The sequence below is a fragment of the Mycobacterium riyadhense genome (genome assembly GCF_963853645.1).
Taxonomy (GTDB): Bacteria; Actinomycetota; Actinomycetes; order Mycobacteriales; family Mycobacteriaceae; genus Mycobacterium; species Mycobacterium riyadhense.
On the sequence record NZ_OY970457.1, the window covers coordinates 282,759 to 304,206 of the forward strand.

Genomic DNA, 21,448 nt, shown 5'->3' on the forward strand with positions numbered 1-21,448 from the left:
GTTAAGTCGCTCCGCTCGGCGCGTCCTGGCGCATCTCGGTTAGCCACCCGTCGCGCTCAAGCAGTACCCATCGAGATCCCCGCCAGTGAAACGGCACGGATGCCGGATCGCGCCCGGTGTCGACCACGTAGCCTAGTCGGGTTGCCAGTTGCGGGTCCAAGCCTTCCACCATCTCAGCGCATACCGCGCAGGCGGCGAACAGGTCTGCAGGACAGCGGTTTTCGCGCGCCGCTTCGCTGCCACACCGGCACACCACCCGGTCGAACGTGTAGCGGCAGCCCTGGGCGAGAACCTCACAGTTTCCGCAGCTGCGGGCGAGCACCGCGGCGGCCAGCATCCGTGGCGGGACGGGCGCCGATGGCCGGCGCAGCGGTGCGGGCGCCAGGCGAGGCCGGCCGGGGGTGATGGCCGCGAGCGCCCGATCGATCGGTGCGGCATCGTTGGCGGCGATGGCTTGCAGGTAGGGCACGGCGGCGCTGTGGCGTCCGTCGATCCACACGCCGGCCCACATCCCCCAGGACGCGCGGCATGTCAGCGCCTCCTGCGCGCACCACGGCCGCGCCGTACACGTGAGGCACCCCGCGAGTGCATCGCGGCGGTGGCCTCGCTCGAGCCAACGCTGCGGATCTTGTTGGCATGGCAACGTCCTGCATGGCGATGGGGCAGCGGCGTCGGTCATCGCCAGCCCTCCGTATCGGGGTTCTGGTGCCGTCGGCACCGCGCGCGTTCTGCAATGTCTTGCAGCGCTTTTCGAGCCGCTTGGCGCCCGGGGCCCGACAGCGCGGCGCGGCCGGCTTCGCGCGCAGCGCGGTTGGCTTCACGTGCGGCGAGCTGCGCGGTGACACGGGCACGTGCCTGCGCGAGCTCTTCGGCTTCGCGCGCCACTTCATATGCCGAGGGGCGGTTGTTAAGGTCGCCGTGCGCGGCGAGCATCGCTCCCAACAGCCCGATCGGCTTGTGCGGATCTTCGGGCAGCCAATGCCCGGTACTCACCCACTCACCGATCAGCGTATTGATATCGCGAGGTGTCCAGTCGTGTCGGGCCGGCCCGGTCAATAGCGGCGCCCATGGTGTGCCGGTCCGATAGCGCCTCGCCCACGGCGGGCTTTGCTCGTTGCGGATCCATTTGTTTGCCAGGGCTAGGGCGCGCTTGTCGGGGCCTGAGCGCCGCGTAGCGGCGCTGCTACCGGCGGCTTGTCGCCGGGTTTCGGTAGTGAGGATTGATTTAAGTGAGGTTTGGGGGCTTAACTGAGACCCTCCGGGATGGGGTGACAGCGGGCGAATTCGGCAATCGTGCAGAGCCCACACCGACGCCCATCCCCGGCCTTTATCCCCAACCCGCCAGCTTGCGAATCGCTCGGCCTTCGTACGCTGCCGGCCGCGCATCACCTCGGTCGCCACACCTAGCAGCCGCAGCGCGGTGGAGGCGCGCTGTACCGTGCGCACCGACAGGCCCGTGATCTCGGCGAGCCGGTCGTTGGTTGGCCTGCAGTCGCGTCCGGTGCGGTAATCGGCGAACGAGGCGCGCGCCGCGGCCACCGCCACAACGGACTTCAGGCTGACGGGGTTGTTCGGCATTACCGGCCGGACATGGGTGTCATAGCGCAGCAGGTACGCCTGGGGCACGGTCGACTGCGTCCAGTGCTGGGCCCGACCACTCCAGCAGGGAATGGCGGCCCAGGGGGCGTCGACGTCCAGCACGATCCGCGGGAGGCGGTCGAGGCAGCCGGCGGCGGCGCGCTGGATCCAGACCGGCGCGGTTCGGGCGGTCCCGCGGCGCCGGGTTAATCGGCTGCTACCGCGATAGGGATGAACGAGCGTGTCGGTGGATCCACGGGGAATGGCAACTAGACCGTGCGCAGGGTATGCGCTACCGTGGAATGCGTCTTTCATGACGATTCCCTTCGAGGTGGGGATTTTCGCGAGAGCACCCATTCGGTTCGAGTTGCAGCTCGAACCGCGCCCTCGGCCTTCGGGCCGGGGGTTTCGCCGTTTACGGCGCTATCGCGCGCTGTGTGAGATGTGGGTCAGACGGGGCGGGCCCGGGTGTGGTCCTTTCATTAGGTCCTGCAACTGCCTACCGACGGCGGATATCCGCCAGGTACTCCACAGGCGGATATCCGCCTGTGGAGAGGATGCCGTACCGCGACACGAATGCCGCGGTGACACGCCGCAACATCCGACACAACTGTCACGGCGGCCACGGCCGTGTCGCACGTGCGGTGCCCCGGCACGCCGCGCGGTTTTCCGCGCAGCCACACCCGGTAAGCAGGCTGGCCACAGCAGGGCTGAACTGTTGACCTGCACTCAGGATGAGCAGGATGGCGGCGTTGACGGTGAGGATTCCGTGCATGAAATGCCCCCCGCCGGCGGCTGCCCGGCGGGGTCGGTGGTGTTCGGGGTGTCGGTGTGGTGCCCAGTCTGCCGTGCCTTCGCGCGCATGAAGATCTCCATGCTCCGTAGTGCATCAAGTCAATATGCCCGCGAAATCTGCTCTTGCACCGCGCCGAGGAATCGGGCACACTAAACAGGCAGACCATGCAATGAGTGAACTAGAATAATGCAAGGGTGGTGGCGGGGACATGCCCGAGCCGATTTCACTAGACACCGAAGCTGCGGCCGCAACTGCGGCTGAGTGGCGCGGTTACGCCGACCAACTTGAGCAGCACGGCAGTCATCGTCACGTTCCGCTCGACCAGCTCAGCACCGCGCTGGGAGACGTCTACGGAAACTTTGTGCAGGCTAAAGGCGATGAATACCACGCACGACACGCCGCCTATCAGCGAGTGGCCGACCGTGCCCGTGGGCATGCGGAGCGTCTGGAAGGGACGCGCCGCATCTTGACCAGCACCGACGACGAACAGGCAACACGTATTAACCACGTGTTAGACGTGTAGTTGTCTGATCATGGGGGTTATGATGGCTCAAGCCATCGCCGTCCGGGGCCTTATCCAGCCTCAGTTTGTTAATGCCTGCCCGGCGAGTCCCCATACTGCACCACGAGGTGCACGCCCAGCGTCGGTCACGGCGCTACCCGCCGGCATTGACAGCCGTGCGCAAATCATGACGCAGCTGCCGATCGTTTCGCACGCACGGAGGTGCTGATGGCACAGGTGAGTGTCGACACAGACGGGCTGCACTCTGCCGGTACGGGTTTGGCGAACACGGCCGGTCCTGGCGGCGGCGCTCCGCGGTGTGATCCAGCGGCCACAGACCCGGTGTCGGTGTCGGTGGCTGAAACGTTGACGCAATGGTCGCAGGTGTTGTGGACGTTGATGGAACACGCAGGCCAGCAGCGTGAGGCGGGGGGGATGAGTCTGGCCCGTACCGCTGACTATCTCGGGGCGCTCGATGACGCGGGCGCGAGCAGAATCGCCAGCGTGCTGGGGAGCTCGCGGAGCACAGCGACCCCGGAGTCATTACCGCCCGCGACGCCGGGTGCGGTGCCCGCCCCGACGCTGCCGCACATTCCGCAGATACCGTCCCCGCCGCCAATGACCGGTGAGCAAGTTGCCGCGCTCGTGCACGCCCAGCCTGACCCAGCCCGCCTGCGCGAGTTTGCCAATCAGTGGCGCACTCAGATCGCCCCGCGCATTCTGAGTGCCGCCGATCACACCCGCCGCTACGGCAATAGCGTTGCGCAGGCGTGGGATAGCGGGACGGCACCGGCTTCGGACAACCTGTTACAGCACGCGGATTGGTTGGAGTCGAGTTTGCATTCCAGTGCGCTGCAGTTAGCTCAGGCAGCCGAGCAGGCGGCCGGCCACGCCGACACCATCATCCAGAACACGCCAACGCCCCAGGAGTTCCACGACATCCACGCACGTCTGCAGACCGCGGTCAAGCATTATCAGGTCAGTGGTGATCCCACCGAGGCAATTGCGTTAACCCAGCACTTGCGCGAGAAGCGGACCACGGCGGTAGCCGGCTATCAGACATACGCGGCGGCCGTGCCCAACACGACGGGCGCTGCCGCGAACCCACCCGTTCCTGCACCACCCATTGTCCACGGAACCGGCCCCGGGGACTCTAGTGAAACGAATGCCAATCAGCTCAACCCAGGAGCCCACGGCGACCACGCCGGCGATGGCAATGATGCCGGCAAGGGAGCTGGCGATGACACGCAGCGACCGAGCACGGCCGACATCGGTCCGCCGCTAGGGCAGTCGGGGACACCGCCTATCGCGCCGGCACAGCAGCAGCCGGTCACGACGTCACCAGCTACTGCCGGGGCGCCGGTGATGGCCAGCATCGCCGGCGAGGTTGTGGGCGCTGGCCTGGGAACAGCTGGCCAGCTGGCCAACAGCATGCATGGCGTCTCAGGTTCGCCGCTGTCCGCTTTGTCGGGTTTGTCATCGCCGTCAGGGCTGGGCGGGATGCCCCACATGGGTGGGCCGCAGGCACCGTCTGGCGGTGACGGCTCCGGGGCTGACTCGATGCCTGACCTGGAGAACGATCACGACTACGGCTCAGGTGGCACCACACCGGCAGGCGGCGGTGGTGGGGGCGACGGCGGCGGTGGCGCGCCCGTGTCGCCGCCGGTGAGCGGCACGGTGTCAGCGGCGAACCCCGCCGTCGGCCCGCCAGTCGGTACCTCACCTAGCGGCGGTGTCCCGACCGCCGCCGGTGGGTCAGGGATGATCGCCCCGCCGATGATGGGCGGGATGGGCCGCGGTAACGAGGACGAACGTAAGGCCGCTGAGAAACGACGGGTCGTTCTGCGACCTGTCGTCAACAGTGAGCCGGTATTCGGCGCAGCGGAGCGCCAGCGTTCAGCGCAGCGTCGGGGCAAGGAGGAACGATGAGGCTAGTCGATCAGGCGGTAGGAGGGCCGATGAGCAGAGCCGAACGGGCATCAGAAACGATTGGCGCGCTGCTCGACGCGGTGTACGAGTGGGAGGCCGAGGTCGACGCCTTTACGAGCACTGGCGACGATGACGCCGACGTTGTCGTCACCCACGACGGTCGCGGCCGGATGATCGAGGTGACGATCCGGCCGGGGCTGCAAGAGGAATTAACCGTCAGTGAACTCGAAGACGCGGTCAACGCCGAGATCGCGCACAACGCCAAACGCGCACAAGGAGCCCTTGACGCGATCGGCCAAAAATTCCTCAACAAATTCGCTCACATCCCTGAGGAGATGGCCAACCATCCAGTGGCGGCTCGGTTCGCGACGGCGCTGCGCGCCGCGGAATAGCTCAGCTAGCCACCAGCCAGCCCTGCGTAAGAGCAGGCGAAATGTCACCCCAGGCAACTACCATCTTGATTAAAAGACGACAGGCAGGCGGACCCGCAAGTGCCGAACATTAGGACCGATACCTCCGAATTGGGCCAGACGAGCGGTCGTTGGATGAGCGACACTCCCACCGCGTCGACGACGCTACCCGCGCCGATCGCTGCACCAGCCGATCCGATCTCCACCGCGATCCTGGCAGCAGTGGCGGATTGGCCAGTAGTTCACGAGACCTTCACGTCGATGCGCGCCTCTAACGCCACCGAATTCACTGGTGATAACAGCGCGACGATCACGATCTTCAGTGAAACCGAGGCCGGCAATACCGTGCTTATCAACGACAGCGTAGAGGTGTAGATCATGCCGTATCGATACACACCGACAGCGTTAAGCCCCAGGCATCCTGAGGTGGGAATGGGGTTTGGTGGCTCGGTGCCTCCTCCACCCGGAGCCCCGATTCCTTGGCCTCCTCCGCCGGCGCGTCATGACGACAGGAGGTCTCACCGGGGTCTCGTTGTGGCGGGTGTCCTGGCTGCGTGTCTGTCAGTCTTGGTCGCCGGCATCGTGGGCGTCTACGTCGGGAGCCTAACCGCCACAAAGGATCAGCAGGCAGTTCAGGCTGCGCCGGCATCACCGACGAGTGCGCCACCCACAGCAGAGCAGGTGCGCGCCGCAACGGTCGACCTGTGTACGCGATTCGCCGCTGGCTATCGGGCGATGCCTTCACCGCAGAACAGAGGCTTCGATGTAGTCCCCACCGCGAACTACATCGCCGATGCGCTGCGCGACAATCCGATCGCCGACCCAAGCATCCGCAACGCCATAACGAAAAGTCTTGAGTTCCTCCGCGATCAGGCAGCAGCACTGAGCCGTGAACCATCGGCGGGCGCGATCCACATCCCTCAGGACTGGAAGGCCGCTCCTGCGAACACGGCGGACCAGCGTTCCTGGGACTTGTGCCGTGCCTACGAAGGATAGGCAATGGCGGACACGGGTAGTGGGCTCGCGGGTGGGGTCGATGCTGTCGAACATATCGGAAGACAGCTCTACGCCCAAGCGTTAGGCGCCTCGAGAGTGGCTCGGGGTGCGGCGGGAACCCTTCAATCTGAGGTCGGCGAAAGCGCTTTCGCGCATGCGATCAAAGACGGGCGGCGACCGCCTGACTCGGTGTGGCAACACCTCGACTCCTGGTACGACTTTCACACAGACGCTCACCAGGACCTCAATGAGGCAATTGAGCGGTCGAAAAATACCCACAGTCAGCTGTTCGCGCAAGCTCTCCAAGGGGAAGCCGGGGAGGCGTTGCAAGCCAAACTTCGCGACAATCACCAGCTTTGGGGTGCTCACGCGGATAAACATCAAGCCGCCGGGCTCGCCTCGTATCAAGTGTCTGCAATAGTGCAAAACGCGCAAGGGGAGATCGACCGTATCGCCGAAGATGGCGAACAGAAATTTTATGACGCAGTTCAGCGCCATGATCCTGTTGGTGCGCTTCAAGTTTGGCGGACCTATAGCGGGCAAGCAGATAGCGTGGTGACAAGGACTGCCCCGACGGTGGCGCGTGTACTGCGTGAGGCAGATTTTGATATCCCGCTGGACACGCCGCCGAAACCGGGGGACGGCACACACACTGACCAGGACGACAAGAAACCGAAGGTTAAGCCAGCAACAAATGAGCATCACAAGGACGGCGCTCACAGCGATCTGCCGGGCGACGGGACAGACGGCACTCACTGCGATCTGACTCCAGGAGATGACAACCCTCCCGTGTCAGTACAACCCACAGGCGACGGCACTCACTCGGATTTGTTGCCGGGACCGGGACAGACTCCGTTCATGCCCACCAATTTCGGACCAAGTGGAAGCGGGAGTGGGCTTGGATCCGGCGCCGGCGGGCGTGGTGGTCGTGTGCCGAGTTTGGGCTCTGGCTTCCCGTCGCAGCTTGGTTCGATGGGAGGCACGGGTGCGGGAACGTTGCCGGCCTCGGCGGTGCCCCAGGCTCCTTCTGCTGGCACTGTGTCGCCGGCGTCGGCGTCATCGCTGGCCAATACGGGCTCGAGCTTCCAATCGGGACTGGCGTCGGGGATGGGCGTCACGGGTGGAATGGCGGCGCCGGTCGCCCCTCCGGCGCAGCAGCCAACAGCACCGATTAGGGGGGCTAGTCAGCCGCCGGTGGCTGCGCCGAATGCGGTGGGCGCGGGGATGAGTCAAGCTGGTGTCGGATCGGGTACGGGTTGGGCCGCTCAGCCGGTGGATTCCGCGGGGCTGTCGGGCGGCCATGGTGGCGCGCCGGTCAGCGGTGGTGGAGCGTTGATTCCCCCTGCCGGGATGGCCGCACAGCCGTTGGCTCCGTATAGTCCGCCGGGCGCAAGTGCCCCTGGGGCTGGCAGTGGGGTGCCGGGCGCCCTGACATCACCGGCTGGTGGCAGCGGTGCCGGTGTGGGAGGTCCCGGTGGGGGTTCCGGGCCTCCTGGCGCGCCGCCGATGCTCGCCGGTAACCCGGGGGCGTCGGGCGCGATGTCCGCACTGGCAGCTTCGTCGACCGACGTCAATCCGAATCTTATTACCGCCCAAAGGATTTTGGGTGAGCTGGCCCATGGTAGCGAGCAGTCAAAGATGCTGGTCTTGTGGGCTGTTGTGGTACTGAGATCCCCAGTCGGATTGCACATCGCGGTGGCCAACAACGTCGGAGGCGGCGGATATCTGCCGGCGACGGTGTATCTGCCGAGCACTGTGCGTTTGGCGGTCAGTGATGCCGCGCTGCCGATGGGGTGGGCCGATGTGTGGATGGGCTGCCAGTTCCCATCGAAAATTCTGATCGACTACTGCGACCGGTTGCGCAAAGTGAGTGCGGGAGTGTCGGTTTCGGCTCTAGTGACCACCGAGTTATGGGCCGACCCGCCCGCCGGTTTCACTGGTGATTTCGTGGGGATGGATCATCGCGACGCCTTGCGTTTGGTGAACGAAGTGTCTACACCGAAATTAGATGCGGCGCACCAGCATCGGTTGGCGGTGCTGGACCCAGGCTTATTTCAGCGAGTGAACGGACTGGATCGCGGTGGGGATGTCTCGGTGTGGGCGGCGGCGACGTTGACGCGCACCGTGTTTCAGGAGGCCTGCAACGCCGACGGCACGGGGTCGCCGCTGGTCGAGCATGCTGATGCCGAAATGCTGCAGGCGGTCGGCAGCGAGGCCGCCACCCCCGCGATGTGGGCGTCCTACGATCGATCCGTTGAGCAACGGCACAACGGTGCTGTGGCGTGGCCGTCTGGCTTCGCGCCTCGCGACAACGATGATTCGGATGCGGCGCGGGCTGCGATCCTGTGGTACACCCACTACTATCGGATCGGCCGGATGATCGAGTTAATCCAGTCGTGGAAGGGCGGTACACCACGCTTGGCCGAGTTGGCTTACTGCGGGATTAAGGCCGGGTTCGGGCCGACCGTGGTGACGACGATCGCCGCAATGGAACCGCACGTCACCCAACGACGGCAATCAGCAGCGCATTGATCAACAGGTAAGACTAGGCGTCGAACAGCCCTAGGAGGCTGACGCTTCGTAACCACCCGTTGTGACACATGACCGGCCGCTTGCCGGGGTGGCTGTCTAGGACACACACCTGGCTGGTTTGCAGTATGGGCGGCCCATGGAGAGCGCGACAACCAGTTGATACGCCGTGCACCAGAACGCATTGCTTTATTACTGTTCACTGTTGCTTATTATTGCGTAATGTGAGCATGACTGGGTCTATGCGGAAAGGGCTATCGGTGGTGGATCTGGCTGCGGATGAACCGGATCTCGGCGAGGTGCGGGTGGTGGCCTCGGCGATGTCGGTCAAGCGCTCTATGGGCGCCGAGGTGAGTGAGCACGGGTATGTGGTTGCGGTGCGCTTTTTGAAGGATGCCGTGCGGCACTGGGATGCCTACACGCTGGGTCGTCGCTGCGTTTCGGTGGCTGACGTTGCCCATGACCGGTATCTGTCCAATTTGCCGCAGTCCTACCGTGGCCAGTACCCGTCACCAGACGATGTCGCCGCTGCTGAGCGGGCGCTGAATTTTTAGCAGAAAGGTTGTGGCATGTCGGGTGATGGCTGGGACGTCATCGGGTCGGTGATCGGTGGTGTCCTTGGGACGGTGGTGGGCGGACCTGTTGGTGGGGTGTTGGGTGCTGCGAGCGGGTATCTAGGGGCCGGGGCGTTGGATGATTCGCCTGGGCCGCAGGCCCGCGCGGGGGCAAAGCCGCCGCCGTATCCTGGCTCTGTTCCGGGTGTGCCGCCTTATCCGAGCTTGGCGCCGCCGCCGGGAGCTAACGCGCCCGGGACCGGGGGTGCCGCTGATGCTGCGGGCAGCGAGGCTAAGGCCCTTGCGCAGATCATTGACCATTTGGAACAGCTCGACAGCAGCGCCGCGGCAACGGTTGAGGCGATCCGCGCCGCCGGCGCGGCGGGTCAACAGGCGTTGGAGGCAATCCAAAGAGACGTCGATGCGAAGATCGTGGAGCTGGGGCCTCGCTTAAGCACTCCTGATGGTCAACGGGAGTTGCGCGAGTTTTTGAAAGACAAGTTGTCGTCGGCCAAAAAGATCATTGACGACCAGATCGCGGATGCCGAGACCAAGGCTCGCCAGACTCGCGAGATGACACAGCGGTACCTCGACGCCGCTGGGGGTGGCCACGGCGGTAAGCCAGGTGATGGGGGCGGAGCCGCTGGTGGGGGCACGGGATCGTCGGGAGGCGGCTCGGGTGGCACTGATCAAGGCACGACCCCCGCTGGGGCCGCGGGGACGATGCCGGCCTCGCCGTACGGGCAGGGTATGCAGGCTGCCATGCCGGGCGCCGGGATGATGCCCGCGGGTATGGGTATGCCGATGCCGTCATTGCCGTCGTTCGGCGGGGGCGGCATGCCGGGATTAGGGGGCGGTGATCCGTTGGGGGCGTTGAGTGGACTGGGCGGATTAGGCAATCACGGAACAGACGCCGGCTTCCAGGACGGCTCTGGACATGGTGATTCCGGTTCGCCGACGTTGCAGGACGCCCAGAGTGGTGAGGGTTCAGGCTCGGACAAGGGTTCGAACCTCTCCGATGCGGGGACCACACCGGCCGCCGATCACGGATCAACCGGTGACCCTACAGAGCCGCCCGCTAGCCATGTGAGCAATGCCGGCGATGCAGGTTCTGGACGAGACGGGGGCACCCACGTGGCGCTGCCAGATGGGACCACCGCAGAGGCGCGCAGCACGCTGGGCGCCACCGCGGCGCGGGCGGCTTTGGGCGGAGCCCCGGTGGCCGACGCCTGGCATCAGGCTGGTGTGACGGTGCCGCCGCCGGGAACGCCGGTGACCGCACCGATACCGCCGACGTTGCTCAAGGCCGGTGATATCGGTGTGTGGAAAGACCATCTCGTGATGGCCTTGGGGAACAACAAGGTGCTGGTATCGGGGCAGGTTCAGCTGCTGACAAGTGTGGGTTCGGGCCCGGATTTCCTGGGCTGGATGGATCCCAGCGCGGGCTCTGGCAAGGGCGGGGGGCAAAACGCCGCCCTCGGTCAGCCCTCACCGCCACCGGCCGCGCACCCGCCGAGCAGCCAGCCGTCATAAAGGCACACCGATGATGATGGTCGCGGTGAGGGGCGCCCTGCATGGCTGTGGGCATTATCGTTGCCGGCTGACCGCTGTGGGTGGTCGGCGTGAGTATTGAGGGTTTTGTGCGGGCTGCGGGTGCGGCGATGGGGTATGCGCGTGAGTCGTTTGGCTCCGGTGGTGGGGTGATGGTGTCACCGGCTGCGGGTGTGGCGGGGTCACCGACTGTGTTTGGTGGCGGCTCTGGTCGGGCGGCAGACGGGTTCGCCGCGGAGTCTGGCGTGGTGCGCGGTCATATTGTGGCGTTGGGGGAGCACGACGAGGCGGGCGAGCAGCAGCTGCGCGATGCGTTGGCGGCTGCCGGTGTTGGGCGCGATCGGATGGATTCGGTGATCGCGGCCGCCGAGGCGGATGTGGCGGCGATGGGTGCCTCGACGGATACCCCGGCTGGTCGGCGTGCGTTGGTGGCCGCGATCAAACGGCATTTGCATGACACCCAAGCGATGTTGGATCACGCTGGGGCAGACGCTCAGACCCGCGCGGCGGCAGCCAACGTGACCGCGGCGGGCTATGACGGTATCGGCCAGCAGGCCCCCGGTGGTGCGGCGGCCGCCCCGATGGCGGCCATGGGTTCGCCGATGGGGGCGATGTCGGCGCTGTCAGCGTTGCCGGCCATGGCCGCCATGCCGATGAGTGGTGTCGGGTTGCCGATGGGTGGTGGTGGTCTGCCGTTAGCGCCGTTGGCCGGACTTGCCGGCCTGTTCACCCAAAACCACCAAACCCCAACTCCGGGCGGGCAATCTGGCGGTGCTGGTGGGCAGATCCTGGGCGTTGACGAGCCAACCTCTGGTGCAGCGGCAATCCCAGTGGGTGATGTGCGCTATGACCCACAAGCGGCGCCCGGCGGGCGGGGCCCTTACAGCACCTACATTGCGAAAGCGCTTGATGTGATGGGGATTCACGATCCGATCGCGCGGGCGAACTGGACACGCGGACTGGAGACAGGCGTGGGCCGTGAGTCGGGATTTAATCCCATGGCGGTCAATCGATCTGATTCGAATGCCCATGGCCCGCTGATGGCCGATGGCGCTCCGGCGGGGTCCTCGCGCGGGGGGTTGCAGACCATCCCGGCGACGTTTGCTGCCAATCATCAGCCGGGGACCAGCACCGAGATCTATGACCCGGTCGCCAACATTGCGGCGGCGATGAATTATTTGATGCGCCGCTATCACGTGCAGCGCGACGGCTCGAATCTGGCGGTTGTTGGACAGTTCAACCCGCATCATGCACCGCAGGGGTACTGATGAGTATTGAGGGTTTTGTGCGGGCTGCGGGTGCGGCGATGGGGTATGCGCGTGAGTCGTTTGGCTCCGGTGGTGGGGTGATGGTGTCACCGGCTGCGGGTGTGGCGGGGTCACCGACTGTGTTTGGTGGCGGCTCTGGTCGGGCGGCAGACGGGTTCGCCGCGGAGTCTGGCGTGGTGCGCGGTCATATTGTGGCGTTGGGGGAGCACGACGAGGCGGGCGAGCAGCAGCTGCGCGATGCGTTGGCGGCTGCCGGTGTTGGGCGCGATCGGATGGATTCGGTGATCGCGGCCGCCGAGGCGGATGTGGCGGCGATGGGTGCCTCGACGGATACCCCGGCTGGTCGGTGTGCGTTGGTGGCCGCGATCAAACGGCATTTGCATGACACCCAAGCGATGTTGGATCACGCTGGGGCAGACGCTCAGACCCGCGCGGCGGCAGCCAACGTGACCGCGGCGGGCTATGACGGTATCGGCCAGCAGGCCCCCGGTGGTGCGGCGGCCGCCCCGATGGCGGCCATGGGTTCGCCGATGGGGGCGATGTCGGCGCTGTCAGCGTTGCCGGCCATGGCCGCGATGCCGATGAGTGGTGTCGGGATACCGATGGGTGGTGGTGGTCTGCCGTTAGCGCCGTTGGCCGGGCTTGCCAGCCTGTTCACCCAAAACCACCAAACCCCAACTCCGGGCGGGTTGTTCGTGGGTTCGCCCGGGTTCAGCAGCGGTAACGGCAGCGTGGGCGATCAGGTCGTTAAGAACGCGTTGTCGCAGCTGGGGGTGAAGTACTCCTTTGGCGGGGGCGGCAAGAACGGTCCCGGACCTGGGCAGGATGGGGTCGGGTTGGACTGCTCGGGTCTGGTGCAGTACGCCTTCGCCAAAGCGGGCATCGATGTGCCGCGCACCACCTATCAGCTGCAGCATTGCGGGGTCGCAGTCCCGCCGGGCCAGGCGCGCGCGGGAGATATCTTGTTGTGTAACTACTCAGGTCCGGGCGTTCCGCAGCATGTGCAGATCGTGATGTCGCCCAGCCAGACCGTTGAGGCGCCGGATCGCGGTTTGGCGGTGCGGATTGGGCATTGGCCCTCAGGGCATTTCGAAATACGGCGGCTCGTCAATGGTTAAAGGAGAACTCTAGATGGCAGCCGGGCTGAACTACGCCTCGCTCGAGCAAGTCAGTGCGTGGCGGTTTTTGCGGCATCGGGTCAAAGTCGCCATTGGGCGGCGCAACGTGCGCCTGGTGCACGATCCGTCAAAAAACGCCACCGCATCCCTGGTAGTCGGCTCGGTCGCGGCGGTGCTGATTTTGGGGATTTGCGCGATCGTTGCGTGGATCAAACCGGTTGGGCAGGTTGGGCGTTCGCAGATTGTGGCCGACCGCACCAGCGGTGCCATCTATGTCAATGTCGGTGGGGTGCTACATCCGGCGCTGAACTTGGCCTCGGCGCGGCTGATCGCCGGCACCGCGGATAACCCGACGATGGTACCGATGAGTGAGATCCTGAAAAACCCGATCGGGCCGATGGTGGGGATTTTGGGTGCGCCCAATGATCTGTCGGCGCGCACACCGGGCGGTACCGGGTGGGCGCTGTGTGATCGCCTGGGGTCCAGCGGCTCACTGGTGGTGCCCAAGGTTACGGTGATCGACGGCATGGCCACGCTGGGGGAGTGGGCCCACCAAGTGGTGGCACCGCAGGCTGCGCTAATGACCTATGGCGCAGCGGTGTTCGTGGTCAGCGACGGGCATCGCTCGGAGATCGATCTGGCGGACAAGCCGGTCACCTTGGCGCTGGGCCTGCCGGTGGGGGATTTACATCCGGCGGCGATGTCGCGGGCGTTGTATGAGGCGCTAACTCCGAGCGCGCCCCTGCGGGTGCCCAGTGTGCCCGATCCGGGTGCCCCGGTCAGTTACGCGAGTCCCTCGCTGCCGTTGGTGTCGGGCAGCGTCGTGCGCGTCTCGGATGTGACCGGTGAGCCAGAGTTTTTCGTGGCGTTGCCCGCAGGGATGCAACGGGTTCCACAGACCGTGGCCACGATGATCGTCAATGCCGGTGTGGTGCCCGCAGCGCAGGCGATTGCGGCGGCGTCGTCGGCTGTGGCGACGCTGCCGCAGGCTACCGGGTTTGATGTGTCGGTGTATCCGCGTGGCGCGGTGCAATTGCTGGATAAGTCGGTTGAGCCGGTCACCTGTGTGATGTGGCGCAAGACCAACGGTGAGCCGCAAGCGCAGGTGACGACGATCTCGGGGCGGCGGCTGCCGATCCCGGTCGGCGATGAGCGCCGCGGAATACCGTTGGTGTCAGCGGGAATCGATACCGCTGATGAAGTGTTCGTGCGCGCCGATGCGGCCAATTTCGTCCAGGTGACCGGAATGCAGCCGATCTCAACGCGCGGGGAAAGTCTGTGGTTCATCGGCGATAACGGAGTGCGCTATGGCATACCTACCGCGGGCAACGGCGATGAGCAGACGCTGCAGTCACTGGGGTTCAAGGACATCTCGCCCACGCCGGCGCCCTGGGCGGTGATCCGCTGGTTGCCCGCGGGGCCGGCGCTGTCCAAGGCTGCTGCGTTATCGCAGCATGACACACTGCCGCCCGATCCCTTTGTCGCCCCGTTGCCCACACCGAAAGCCCAAGTGTCAGGAGCGCATTGATGAGCAGGGTTGGTTTCATCCGCGCAGAATGCGCCGCGCCGACGGTACCGGAGAAGGCGATTGTGCTGGAGGATCCCAGCGAAATCAGTCGACCAACCCAGTCGCGACCCCCGACGTGGGTGTGGGTGGTGTTGTTTGTCGCCGCGGCAGTGGCGCTGATGTGGATGCTCTACAAGTCCGGCGTGCGTCAGTTTTCCACGGGATCGTTTTTCATCTTCCCGGTGATGATGATTTCGATGGTGATGATGATGCGTAGCCGCATGGGAGGCGGCGATAAGAAGAATCGGGGATCGGCGAAAAACCAAGAACGCGCGGACTATTTACGCAAACTTGACCAATTGCGCGCCGATGTGCACGAGGCAGCCAAGGCGCAAGCCAATGAGATTTCCTATCACCACCCCAATCCGGTGGACGGCTCGTTGGCGACACTGATTGGTACACCGCGGATGTGGGAGCGGGCTCCAGCCAAGCGGGGTAACTGGGGGCATGTGCGCGTGGGGGTGGGAGTGACGCGGTTGCGAACGAAATTGACTCCGCCGACCAAGGTTCCACCTCCCGAGTTTCGGGAGACGGTGACCACGGTGGCTGCGCGCGAGTTCCTGCAGGCCCAAAATGTGGTGCATGATGTGCCGCGTCCGGTGCACTTGTTCGATCAGATTGGTTGGAGTTTTTTCGGCGAGCCGCACCAGCGCGAGATTATCCAGGGCGTGCTGCGGGCGCTGGTATGTCAGTTGTGCGTATTTCATGGTCCTGATGATGTGCAACTTGCCATCATCACCGATGATAGGCTGGCGTGGGAGTGGGCGAAATGGTTGCCGCACACCGCCGATGGCTCCTATGTTGACGCCTGTGGTCCGTTACGGCTGATCTTCGGTGATGTCAAGTCGTTCATGGACCGCTTCGGCACCGAGATCAGCGCGCTTCGCCCGTTTGCGCCGATGACCGAAGGCACCCAAGGCCCGAAGCGCTGGCTGGTGGTGGTGGTGGATCTGCCCGGTGCCGACTGCGCCGAAATTACCGGCAAGACTGGGCGATTGGGTGTCTCGCTACTCGAGGCCACAGGCAATGAGAACAGTGTCCTCGCCAACGCGCAATCAGCCTATCTTCTTGATGACATCGGCAATCTGCTCAAGGCGCCAGACGACCAGCGGGAGGCTTACTGATGGTTGCCGTATCGAGCACGGTGCGCCACGGGCTGCGCTTTGCCGCAACACCGGACGTGATGCCGTTGCATGAGGCAGCGGCGTTGGCGCGGATGTTGTCGCGGTATGCCCCAACCGATGACGCCGAGCGGGTGTTGGCCGAACGCGCCGGGGAGGCGCGGGCAGGGCAGGACTTCCTCGACGCGTTTGGCATTACTGATGCCCGTCTGTGGGATCCCACGATCGCGTGGGGTCAGGTCACACCTGCTGAACGGGTGCGGCTACCGATCGGCAAGAAGCTCAACGGCGAGTTGGTGTATTTGGACCTCAAGGAAAGCGCCGAAAACGGGATGGGCCCGCATGGGTCGATGACCGGATGGACGGGCTCGGGCAAATCCGAGCACTGCCTGGCGCTTGTGCTGGGGTTGGCGGCGAAGTTTCCGCCCGAGATGGTGCAAATCCTGTTGGGAGACTTCAAGGGAGAATCGGCCTTTAGCGGCCTAGAGATCATTCCGCATGTGGTGGGTGTCGTGTCGAACTTGGAGAAATCACTACACAAGCTGGAGCGGTTGGAGCTGGTGCTTCGCGGTGAGCTGATTCGGCGCCAAGAGCTGTTGAACAAGTACGGATTTCCCGGGGTGCGCCAGTATGAGGAGGCTCGCGCGGCCGGCAAGCACCAGGGTGAACCGATCGGCGCACTGATCTTGGTGTTGGACGAGTTCACGCAGCTGTTGCAGCTGCGTCCAGGCATGGCGGTGGTGATGGATGAGGTTGCGCGCCTGGGACGCTCGCTGTGGATCCATATCCTAAACGCCTCGCAGCGTGCAGAAACCGGCAAGATGGCCGGTATGATCGCCCAGCAAGGCTTTGCGATCGGGTTGAAGGTCAGAAGTGCTGGCGAATCGCGGGCGGCGATCGGGTCACCGCGGGCGTGGGAGGAGTTCAAAAGCGCTCCGCCCGGGTCGGCGTTTTTGGTGGTCGATGATGAGCACACCCGATACCGCTCGTTTTTTGTGTCCGGGCCGTTCGTTGCGCCGAAATTCAAAGGGTCGCAGCGCGATCGCACTGAGGGCCATTATCTAGGGGTCTCGAAGTTCACCGCCGAGGTGGTTGCGCTGCCCGACACGGTAGTCGAGGAAGGTGACGCCGAACAGGACGGCCTCGACGATGCGGTACCTAGCGCGGACGCTCCCAAATTAGCCAGTGTGCTCATTGATCGCATCCGCGCCGCGGGATATGCCCGTCCGCGGCACAAGTTGTGGCTGCCGGCGTTCGAGGAAATCGGGGCGATGCCGATCGATGAGATCGTCGAGGAATTCTGGGGCCGCCCGTGGAGCGAGGTCAGCCACGATGCTGGTCTGGTGGTTCCTTATGGGCGCGAGGACGATGCGCTGCGTCACGCCCAAAATGTTGTCAGTGTCAAGCTCGAGGACACCAACCTGGGTGTGGCGGGGGCGCCGCAGACCGGCAAGTCGACGGCCATTCGGACTGTCATGATGGCACTGGCGATGTCGCACAGCCCACGGCGAGTCCAGTTTTACGGAATCGACTGCGGCGGTGGGAAACTGCAAAGCTTGGCGGGTCTGCCGCACGTGTGCGGCATTGCCGCCCAAGGCGACATCGAAAAGATCCGTCGGGTGGTGTCTGAGGTAGAACGCATCGTGACCAATCGTCAACGCAGGTGGGCGAAGTGGGGCGAAAACGGCATCAATCTGATGGAGTTTCGCGCACGCAAGTTCGGGTCGGCCCCAGGGGAGGTGCCCGAGGACGGCCATGGCGATGTCTTTTTGATCGTGGACAACATCAACGCGTTGAGGACAGACACCGACAACGACACCACGCTGTTCGCGATTCATCAACGGGTGACCAAGCTGGCTAACGAGTCGCTGAACTTTGGTGTGCACGTCATCATCTCCAATGATCAGTGGCACACGATCAAATGCGAGGCGCAGCTGGGCGCCAAGATCGAACTGCGGATGGCCGAGCCCACGGATAGCAAGATGCGCAACCGTGAGGCAGCCAAACATGTCCCGGACTCGCAGAAGGGCCGCGGGCTGGTCAGAGACGGCAACCACTTGCTGGTCGCCGCTCCATATCTGGGTGAATTCGCCGAGGCTGCCAACGAGGTCGCGGCCACCGAAGCCACCACTCAAGTCGTCGCTGAGCGCTGGAAACAGCTGGGCTTTGAACCCGCACCCAAGCTGCAGCAGCTGCCCGCCGAGATCTACTACAAAGATCCGCGGCTGCCGGCAGCGAGTCGCGGCGTCCTCAAGCTGGGCATGGGTGAGCGTGAAATGAGCACAGTCGGGATCAATCTACGAGACACCCCACATGTGTATTGCGTAGGAACGGTGGACTCAGGACGCACCGTGTTTCTACGGACAGTGTGTGAGGCCATCAAGGAGGCCTACACCCCTGAGCAGGCTCAGGTGATTCAGTTTGACCCGAATTATTCGCTGGCAGATTCCCTTGATGATCGCTATCGCAAGGTGTACGTGACCACCCAGCAGGAAATCAGTGAGGCTGCCCACGCGATCGCCAAGAAGATCGAGGCGGATCGGCGCCCTCCGAGTGGTTTGACCCCCCAGCAGCTGGCGCAGTGGAACCCGGTGCGGCCTAAGTGGTTCATCCTGATCGACGACTTGCATCTGTGCACGCCAGTAGGAGCGATGCAGTCGTTGCTGCAGCCGTTGGTGGGTGCGATCGCCACCTCGCGCCACCTCGACCTTCACGTCTTTGTCACCTGCAAGGTTGAGGGCTGGTACTCAACGAGCCAGCAGAACAAGATCATTGGGGCGATGGATGGCGCTGGCGCCAGCGTGCTGGTGCTCGACGGTGACAAGCGGGAAAAGATCATCGAAGATGTCCGTCCGGCCGCGCGTATTCCCGGGCGCGGGGAACTGTATAGCCGCAAGGATGGCGGACAGCTCATCCAAATTGCCTTACCGACGGGATGGACAAGAGCAACCGAAGACGACCACCGATGAGGCCGCTAGGCGGGGGCTGGGCACCGCGTCGGGTCATCACCGGCCGGCGCAACCAGGGGTTTGCCTGCGTTTGTGTTAAACGGTCCGAAGCTGTCGCATTGTGGGGTTAGGATTGCCGCATCGCGTGAACATTTCCGTGTTTACGGATATTTGGAACTGTGTCAGACTGCCACGACGTTATCTACTCGAGTTAGGGGTTGTGATGGGATTCATCATGCGGGAGACGGACGCGGTGACGGGAGCTTCGGCCATGACCGCGGGCTTGGCTGGTGAGGCCAGCGGCCACGGAGCCTCGGCGGCCGCGGCAGGGGCGGTGGTACCACCGGGTATCGAGGAGATCAGCGCCGCCAATGCCGCCAAGATCGCGGCCTACACCGCGGAGGTGGCGGCGATGGTCGAAGCGTCGGCAGCCAACCATGCGGCCTACGGCGTGGCGACGGGCACTTCGGCGGCCATCACGACGCTGACCGATGCCCTCAGCGCGGCCGGCCTCGCGGACGTCATCTAAAGATCGCTCGGGGCCAAGGACGGTCAGTAGATGCCAGAGTGGGGGATGTTGCCTCCAGAAGAGAACTCGGCAGGGTTTTGGTTTGGACCTGGAGCGAGTTCGTTTCTTCAGTCCGCAGCGCAGTTGTTGGAGGTCGCCGCGGCCATGATCGCTAACCTCGGCGGTCATGAGGCGGTGGCAGCGGCGCTGGCGGCGGCCTGGCCCGACCCCACCGGCGAATTCGCCGTGTTGGCCAATGTTCCGCATCTGCTGTGGCAGGCGCGGCTTGCGGGCATGCTCATGGACGCAGCGGCACGCATCGAGGCCACCGGCAGCGCCTTTGAAACCCTCAAAGCCGCGACACCGACGCCCTTTGAGGTTGGGGAAAACCAGACCGAGCACGTAGCCCTGCAGGCGCACAACTTCCTGGGCATGCTGACACCGGCGATTGTGGCCAACCGCGCGAACTACTCACGGATGTGGGTGACCGCGGCGGGCAACAAATACAGTTACGCGGCGGCCAGCGCCTCAGGGGTGCAGGCAATCCCTCCCCTTGACCCTCCGCCGCCGACGACAGTCGCCGGCGGAGGGAATCCGACGTCGGCCATGGGGCGATCGTCGCAAAACCCCGCCGATTCGCTAGCGTCGAGCGGGCCTGAGATGGCGATGCAGTTTATGCAGCCGCTGACCCAGGTGGGGTCGCAATTTGGTCAACTGGCCGGCGGCGGTGGTCCCACGCAGGGCCTGACCCAGGTAATCAGCCCGTTGCAATCGTTGATGTCGTCCATGGGCGCCATGGGCAATCCTGCTAGTTCTCTGTCGGGTGCAAACTCGGCTGATTGGCTGACCGCAACGCCGGCCGCCGGTGGGCCGGTGGCCGCCAACATGGTCTCCGGCGGTGGTAGTGCCGGGGTGGGTGGTTTAGGTGGCTTGCGTGGCCCAGTCGGTTGGGCGTCAAGCCCGACCGTAAACGCGGCCGCACCCGACAGCGCTGAGGCGGCCAACGTATCGCGGGTGGCTGAGGCCAAAGCCGCCACGGGTGCGCCGGCCAACAGCGCCGGCATGGGCGGCACCGGCGGCATGATGGGCCCGATGGCCCACGGTGCTGGCGACCAATCCAAGGAAGAAGCCAAGCAGCGTAAAACGAGTCCTCTGACGTCACTGGCCGCGTTATACCGTGCCCCCGCAGGGGTGCCGGTGATCACTGGAAGTGGCGGTGCAGTGTTCCACCGGGAGGAGGTGGGCGCCAACGCCTAGTACCTCCCGACCAGTTATCCCAGGAATCAAGCACATACCGACTCGACGGTAGGAAAGGACACCGGATTATGAGTGGAGTCATTCACGGCGAACTCGACGGGATCGCCCGCGACGCGCAAGGCCTGCAGGAGGTCTCCGACACCCAGGCCAGCATCATGCACTCGTTGGCTGCCGCGATGGAAAGCCTCGCTCCAGCGATGCAGGGTTCAGCCGGCACAATGATGCAAAACGTCGGTGAGCAGCTGCACCAGCAGGGCATGCGGTTTAGCACGACGTTCGCTGACCACAGCCACATGATGGGCAACAACGGCCAGATCTTCCAGAGCCACGACGACGACAGCACCAACATCATCTCGCAGGTCGCCGGGCTGATCAGCTAAGCCACACCCCGTGCCGTCACCACCCGCAGGTGAGGGCACAGACTCTCTTTGTTGAAAGGACTTGATAGATGTCGCTCATTCACTACAACACCCCGATCATCGATGAGGTAGCCGCCCAGATTCAGCAGGCGTCTGCACAGACCGAGGCGAACCACCAGCGGTCGCTGCAGATCGTCAACGCCAACGCCGCCAATTTCGGCGGGCAGGGCTCGGAGGCATTCCAGCAGGTGATCGCACAGGTGAATCACTCCTACGCGCAGTCGCAGGAAACGATTCAGCGGGCTTCGGCGGCGTTGAGCGCGGCCAACGCCCAGATGACCCAGGGCGACCTGGCCGCCAAGGCACAGTACATCTGAGCCCGTCACCGCAGCCCTGCGGCCCGGCATGGCCGGTATGCGTTTTCACGATGTTCGCGTGCCGGTGCCCTGCCGGGCCG

Annotated in this window: 20 protein-coding genes; 17 read left to right on the plus strand and 3 right to left on the minus strand. The window is 64.6% G+C overall.

Translation table 11 applies throughout. From position 1 onward, the window contains the following. Nucleotide 1: 1 nt before the first annotated feature. Both AADZ78_RS28180 and AADZ78_RS28185 read right to left on the minus strand, forming a co-directional pair. Nucleotides 2-499 carry a hypothetical protein gene (locus AADZ78_RS28180; RefSeq protein WP_239655436.1) on the minus strand — a complete coding sequence of 166 codons (498 nt, stop codon included), beginning with the start codon at nt 497-499 and terminating at the stop codon, nt 2-4. Between the two features lie 176 nt (nt 500-675). Further along, complete coding sequence (locus AADZ78_RS28185; RefSeq protein ID WP_341343657.1) at nt 676-1,701, minus strand: helix-turn-helix domain-containing protein; 1,026 nt, start codon at nt 1,699-1,701, stop codon at nt 676-678. An 881-nt stretch (nt 1,702-2,582) separates the two neighbouring features. On the opposite strand from AADZ78_RS28185, the gene AADZ78_RS28190 reads away from it, so the two are divergent. From AADZ78_RS28190 to AADZ78_RS28210, 5 genes are all read left to right on the plus strand, one after another. Then, the gene (locus AADZ78_RS28190; RefSeq protein ID WP_085253174.1) at nt 2,583-2,897 is read left to right on the plus strand and encodes a hypothetical protein; all 315 of its coding nucleotides are present in this window, start codon (nt 2,583-2,585) and stop codon (nt 2,895-2,897) included. Nucleotides 2,898-3,104: 207 nt separating this feature from the next. Then, nucleotides 3,105-4,805, plus strand: coding sequence for a hypothetical protein (locus tag AADZ78_RS28195; RefSeq protein WP_139829065.1), 1,701 nt, complete (start codon nt 3,105-3,107; stop codon nt 4,803-4,805). Nucleotides 4,806-4,834: 29 nt separating this feature from the next. Continuing rightward, nucleotides 4,835-5,197: a hypothetical protein gene (locus AADZ78_RS28200; protein WP_085253176.1), complete on the plus strand. Its 363-nt coding sequence runs from the start codon at nt 4,835-4,837 to the stop codon at nt 5,195-5,197. 153 nt (nt 5,198-5,350) lie between these two features. Beyond that, nucleotides 5,351-5,590: a hypothetical protein gene (locus AADZ78_RS28205; protein WP_085253177.1), complete on the plus strand. Its 240-nt coding sequence runs from the start codon at nt 5,351-5,353 to the stop codon at nt 5,588-5,590. A gap of 306 nt (nt 5,591-5,896) precedes the next feature. Beyond that, nucleotides 5,897-6,211: a hypothetical protein gene (locus AADZ78_RS28210; protein WP_085253178.1), complete on the plus strand. Its 315-nt coding sequence runs from the start codon at nt 5,897-5,899 to the stop codon at nt 6,209-6,211. An 81-nt stretch (nt 6,212-6,292) separates the two neighbouring features. Here AADZ78_RS28210 and AADZ78_RS28215 read toward each other — a convergent pair whose 3' ends face one another. Then, nucleotides 6,293-6,730 (minus strand): hypothetical protein, encoded by a 438-nt coding sequence (locus AADZ78_RS28215; RefSeq protein WP_139829066.1) that lies wholly within the window; start codon nt 6,728-6,730, stop codon nt 6,293-6,295. Between the two features lie 339 nt (nt 6,731-7,069). On the opposite strand from AADZ78_RS28215, the gene AADZ78_RS28220 reads away from it, so the two are divergent. The 12 genes from AADZ78_RS28220 to AADZ78_RS28275 all read left to right on the plus strand — a co-directional run bounded on the left by AADZ78_RS28220 (nt 7,070) and on the right by AADZ78_RS28275 (nt 21,368). Further along, entirely contained in the window at nt 7,070-8,743 is a 1,674-nt protein-coding gene (locus AADZ78_RS28220; protein ID WP_139829067.1) for a hypothetical protein, read from the plus strand. 239 nt (nt 8,744-8,982) lie between these two features. Continuing rightward, nucleotides 8,983-9,294 (plus strand): hypothetical protein, encoded by a 312-nt coding sequence (locus tag AADZ78_RS28225; protein WP_085253182.1) that lies wholly within the window; start codon nt 8,983-8,985, stop codon nt 9,292-9,294. Between the two features lie 15 nt (nt 9,295-9,309). Further along, complete coding sequence (locus tag AADZ78_RS28230; RefSeq protein ID WP_085253183.1) at nt 9,310-10,827, plus strand: DUF4226 domain-containing protein; 1,518 nt, start codon at nt 9,310-9,312, stop codon at nt 10,825-10,827. 89 nt (nt 10,828-10,916) lie between these two features. Next, a complete protein-coding gene (locus AADZ78_RS28235) occupies nt 10,917-12,113 on the plus strand; it encodes a capsid assembly protein (protein WP_139829068.1) in 1,197 nt (398 codons plus the stop codon). Further along, on the plus strand, nt 12,113-13,231 hold the full coding sequence (locus tag AADZ78_RS28240; RefSeq protein ID WP_085253184.1) for a C40 family peptidase: 1,119 nt from the start codon (nt 12,113-12,115) through the stop codon (nt 13,229-13,231). The genes AADZ78_RS28235 and AADZ78_RS28240 overlap by 1 nt, the downstream gene beginning before the upstream one ends. A gap of 13 nt (nt 13,232-13,244) precedes the next feature. Continuing rightward, nucleotides 13,245-14,759 carry a type VII secretion protein EccB gene (gene eccB, locus AADZ78_RS28245; protein ID WP_085253185.1) on the plus strand — a complete coding sequence of 505 codons (1,515 nt, stop codon included), beginning with the start codon at nt 13,245-13,247 and terminating at the stop codon, nt 14,757-14,759. Further along, a complete protein-coding gene (locus tag AADZ78_RS28250; protein ID WP_264033337.1) occupies nt 14,759-15,922 on the plus strand; it encodes a cell division protein FtsK in 1,164 nt (387 codons plus the stop codon). The genes eccB and AADZ78_RS28250 overlap by 1 nt, the downstream gene beginning before the upstream one ends. Continuing rightward, nucleotides 15,922-18,888, plus strand: a complete 2,967-nt coding sequence (eccCb, locus tag AADZ78_RS28255; protein ID WP_085253187.1) for a type VII secretion protein EccCb — start codon at nt 15,922-15,924, stop codon at nt 18,886-18,888. Before AADZ78_RS28250 ends, eccCb begins: the two co-directional genes overlap by 1 nt. Nucleotides 18,889-19,102: 214 nt before the next feature. After that, complete coding sequence (locus AADZ78_RS28260; RefSeq protein WP_239655439.1) at nt 19,103-19,396, plus strand: hypothetical protein; 294 nt, start codon at nt 19,103-19,105, stop codon at nt 19,394-19,396. A gap of 30 nt (nt 19,397-19,426) precedes the next feature. Next, nucleotides 19,427-20,632, plus strand: coding sequence for a PPE family protein (locus tag AADZ78_RS28265; RefSeq protein ID WP_085253189.1), 1,206 nt, complete (start codon nt 19,427-19,429; stop codon nt 20,630-20,632). Nucleotides 20,633-20,700: 68 nt separating this feature from the next. Then, nucleotides 20,701-21,012: a hypothetical protein gene (locus AADZ78_RS28270; protein ID WP_085253190.1), complete on the plus strand. Its 312-nt coding sequence runs from the start codon at nt 20,701-20,703 to the stop codon at nt 21,010-21,012. 68 nt (nt 21,013-21,080) lie between these two features. Next, complete coding sequence (locus AADZ78_RS28275) at nt 21,081-21,368, plus strand: WXG100 family type VII secretion target (protein ID WP_085253191.1); 288 nt, start codon at nt 21,081-21,083, stop codon at nt 21,366-21,368. Nucleotides 21,369-21,448 lie beyond the last annotated feature (80 nt).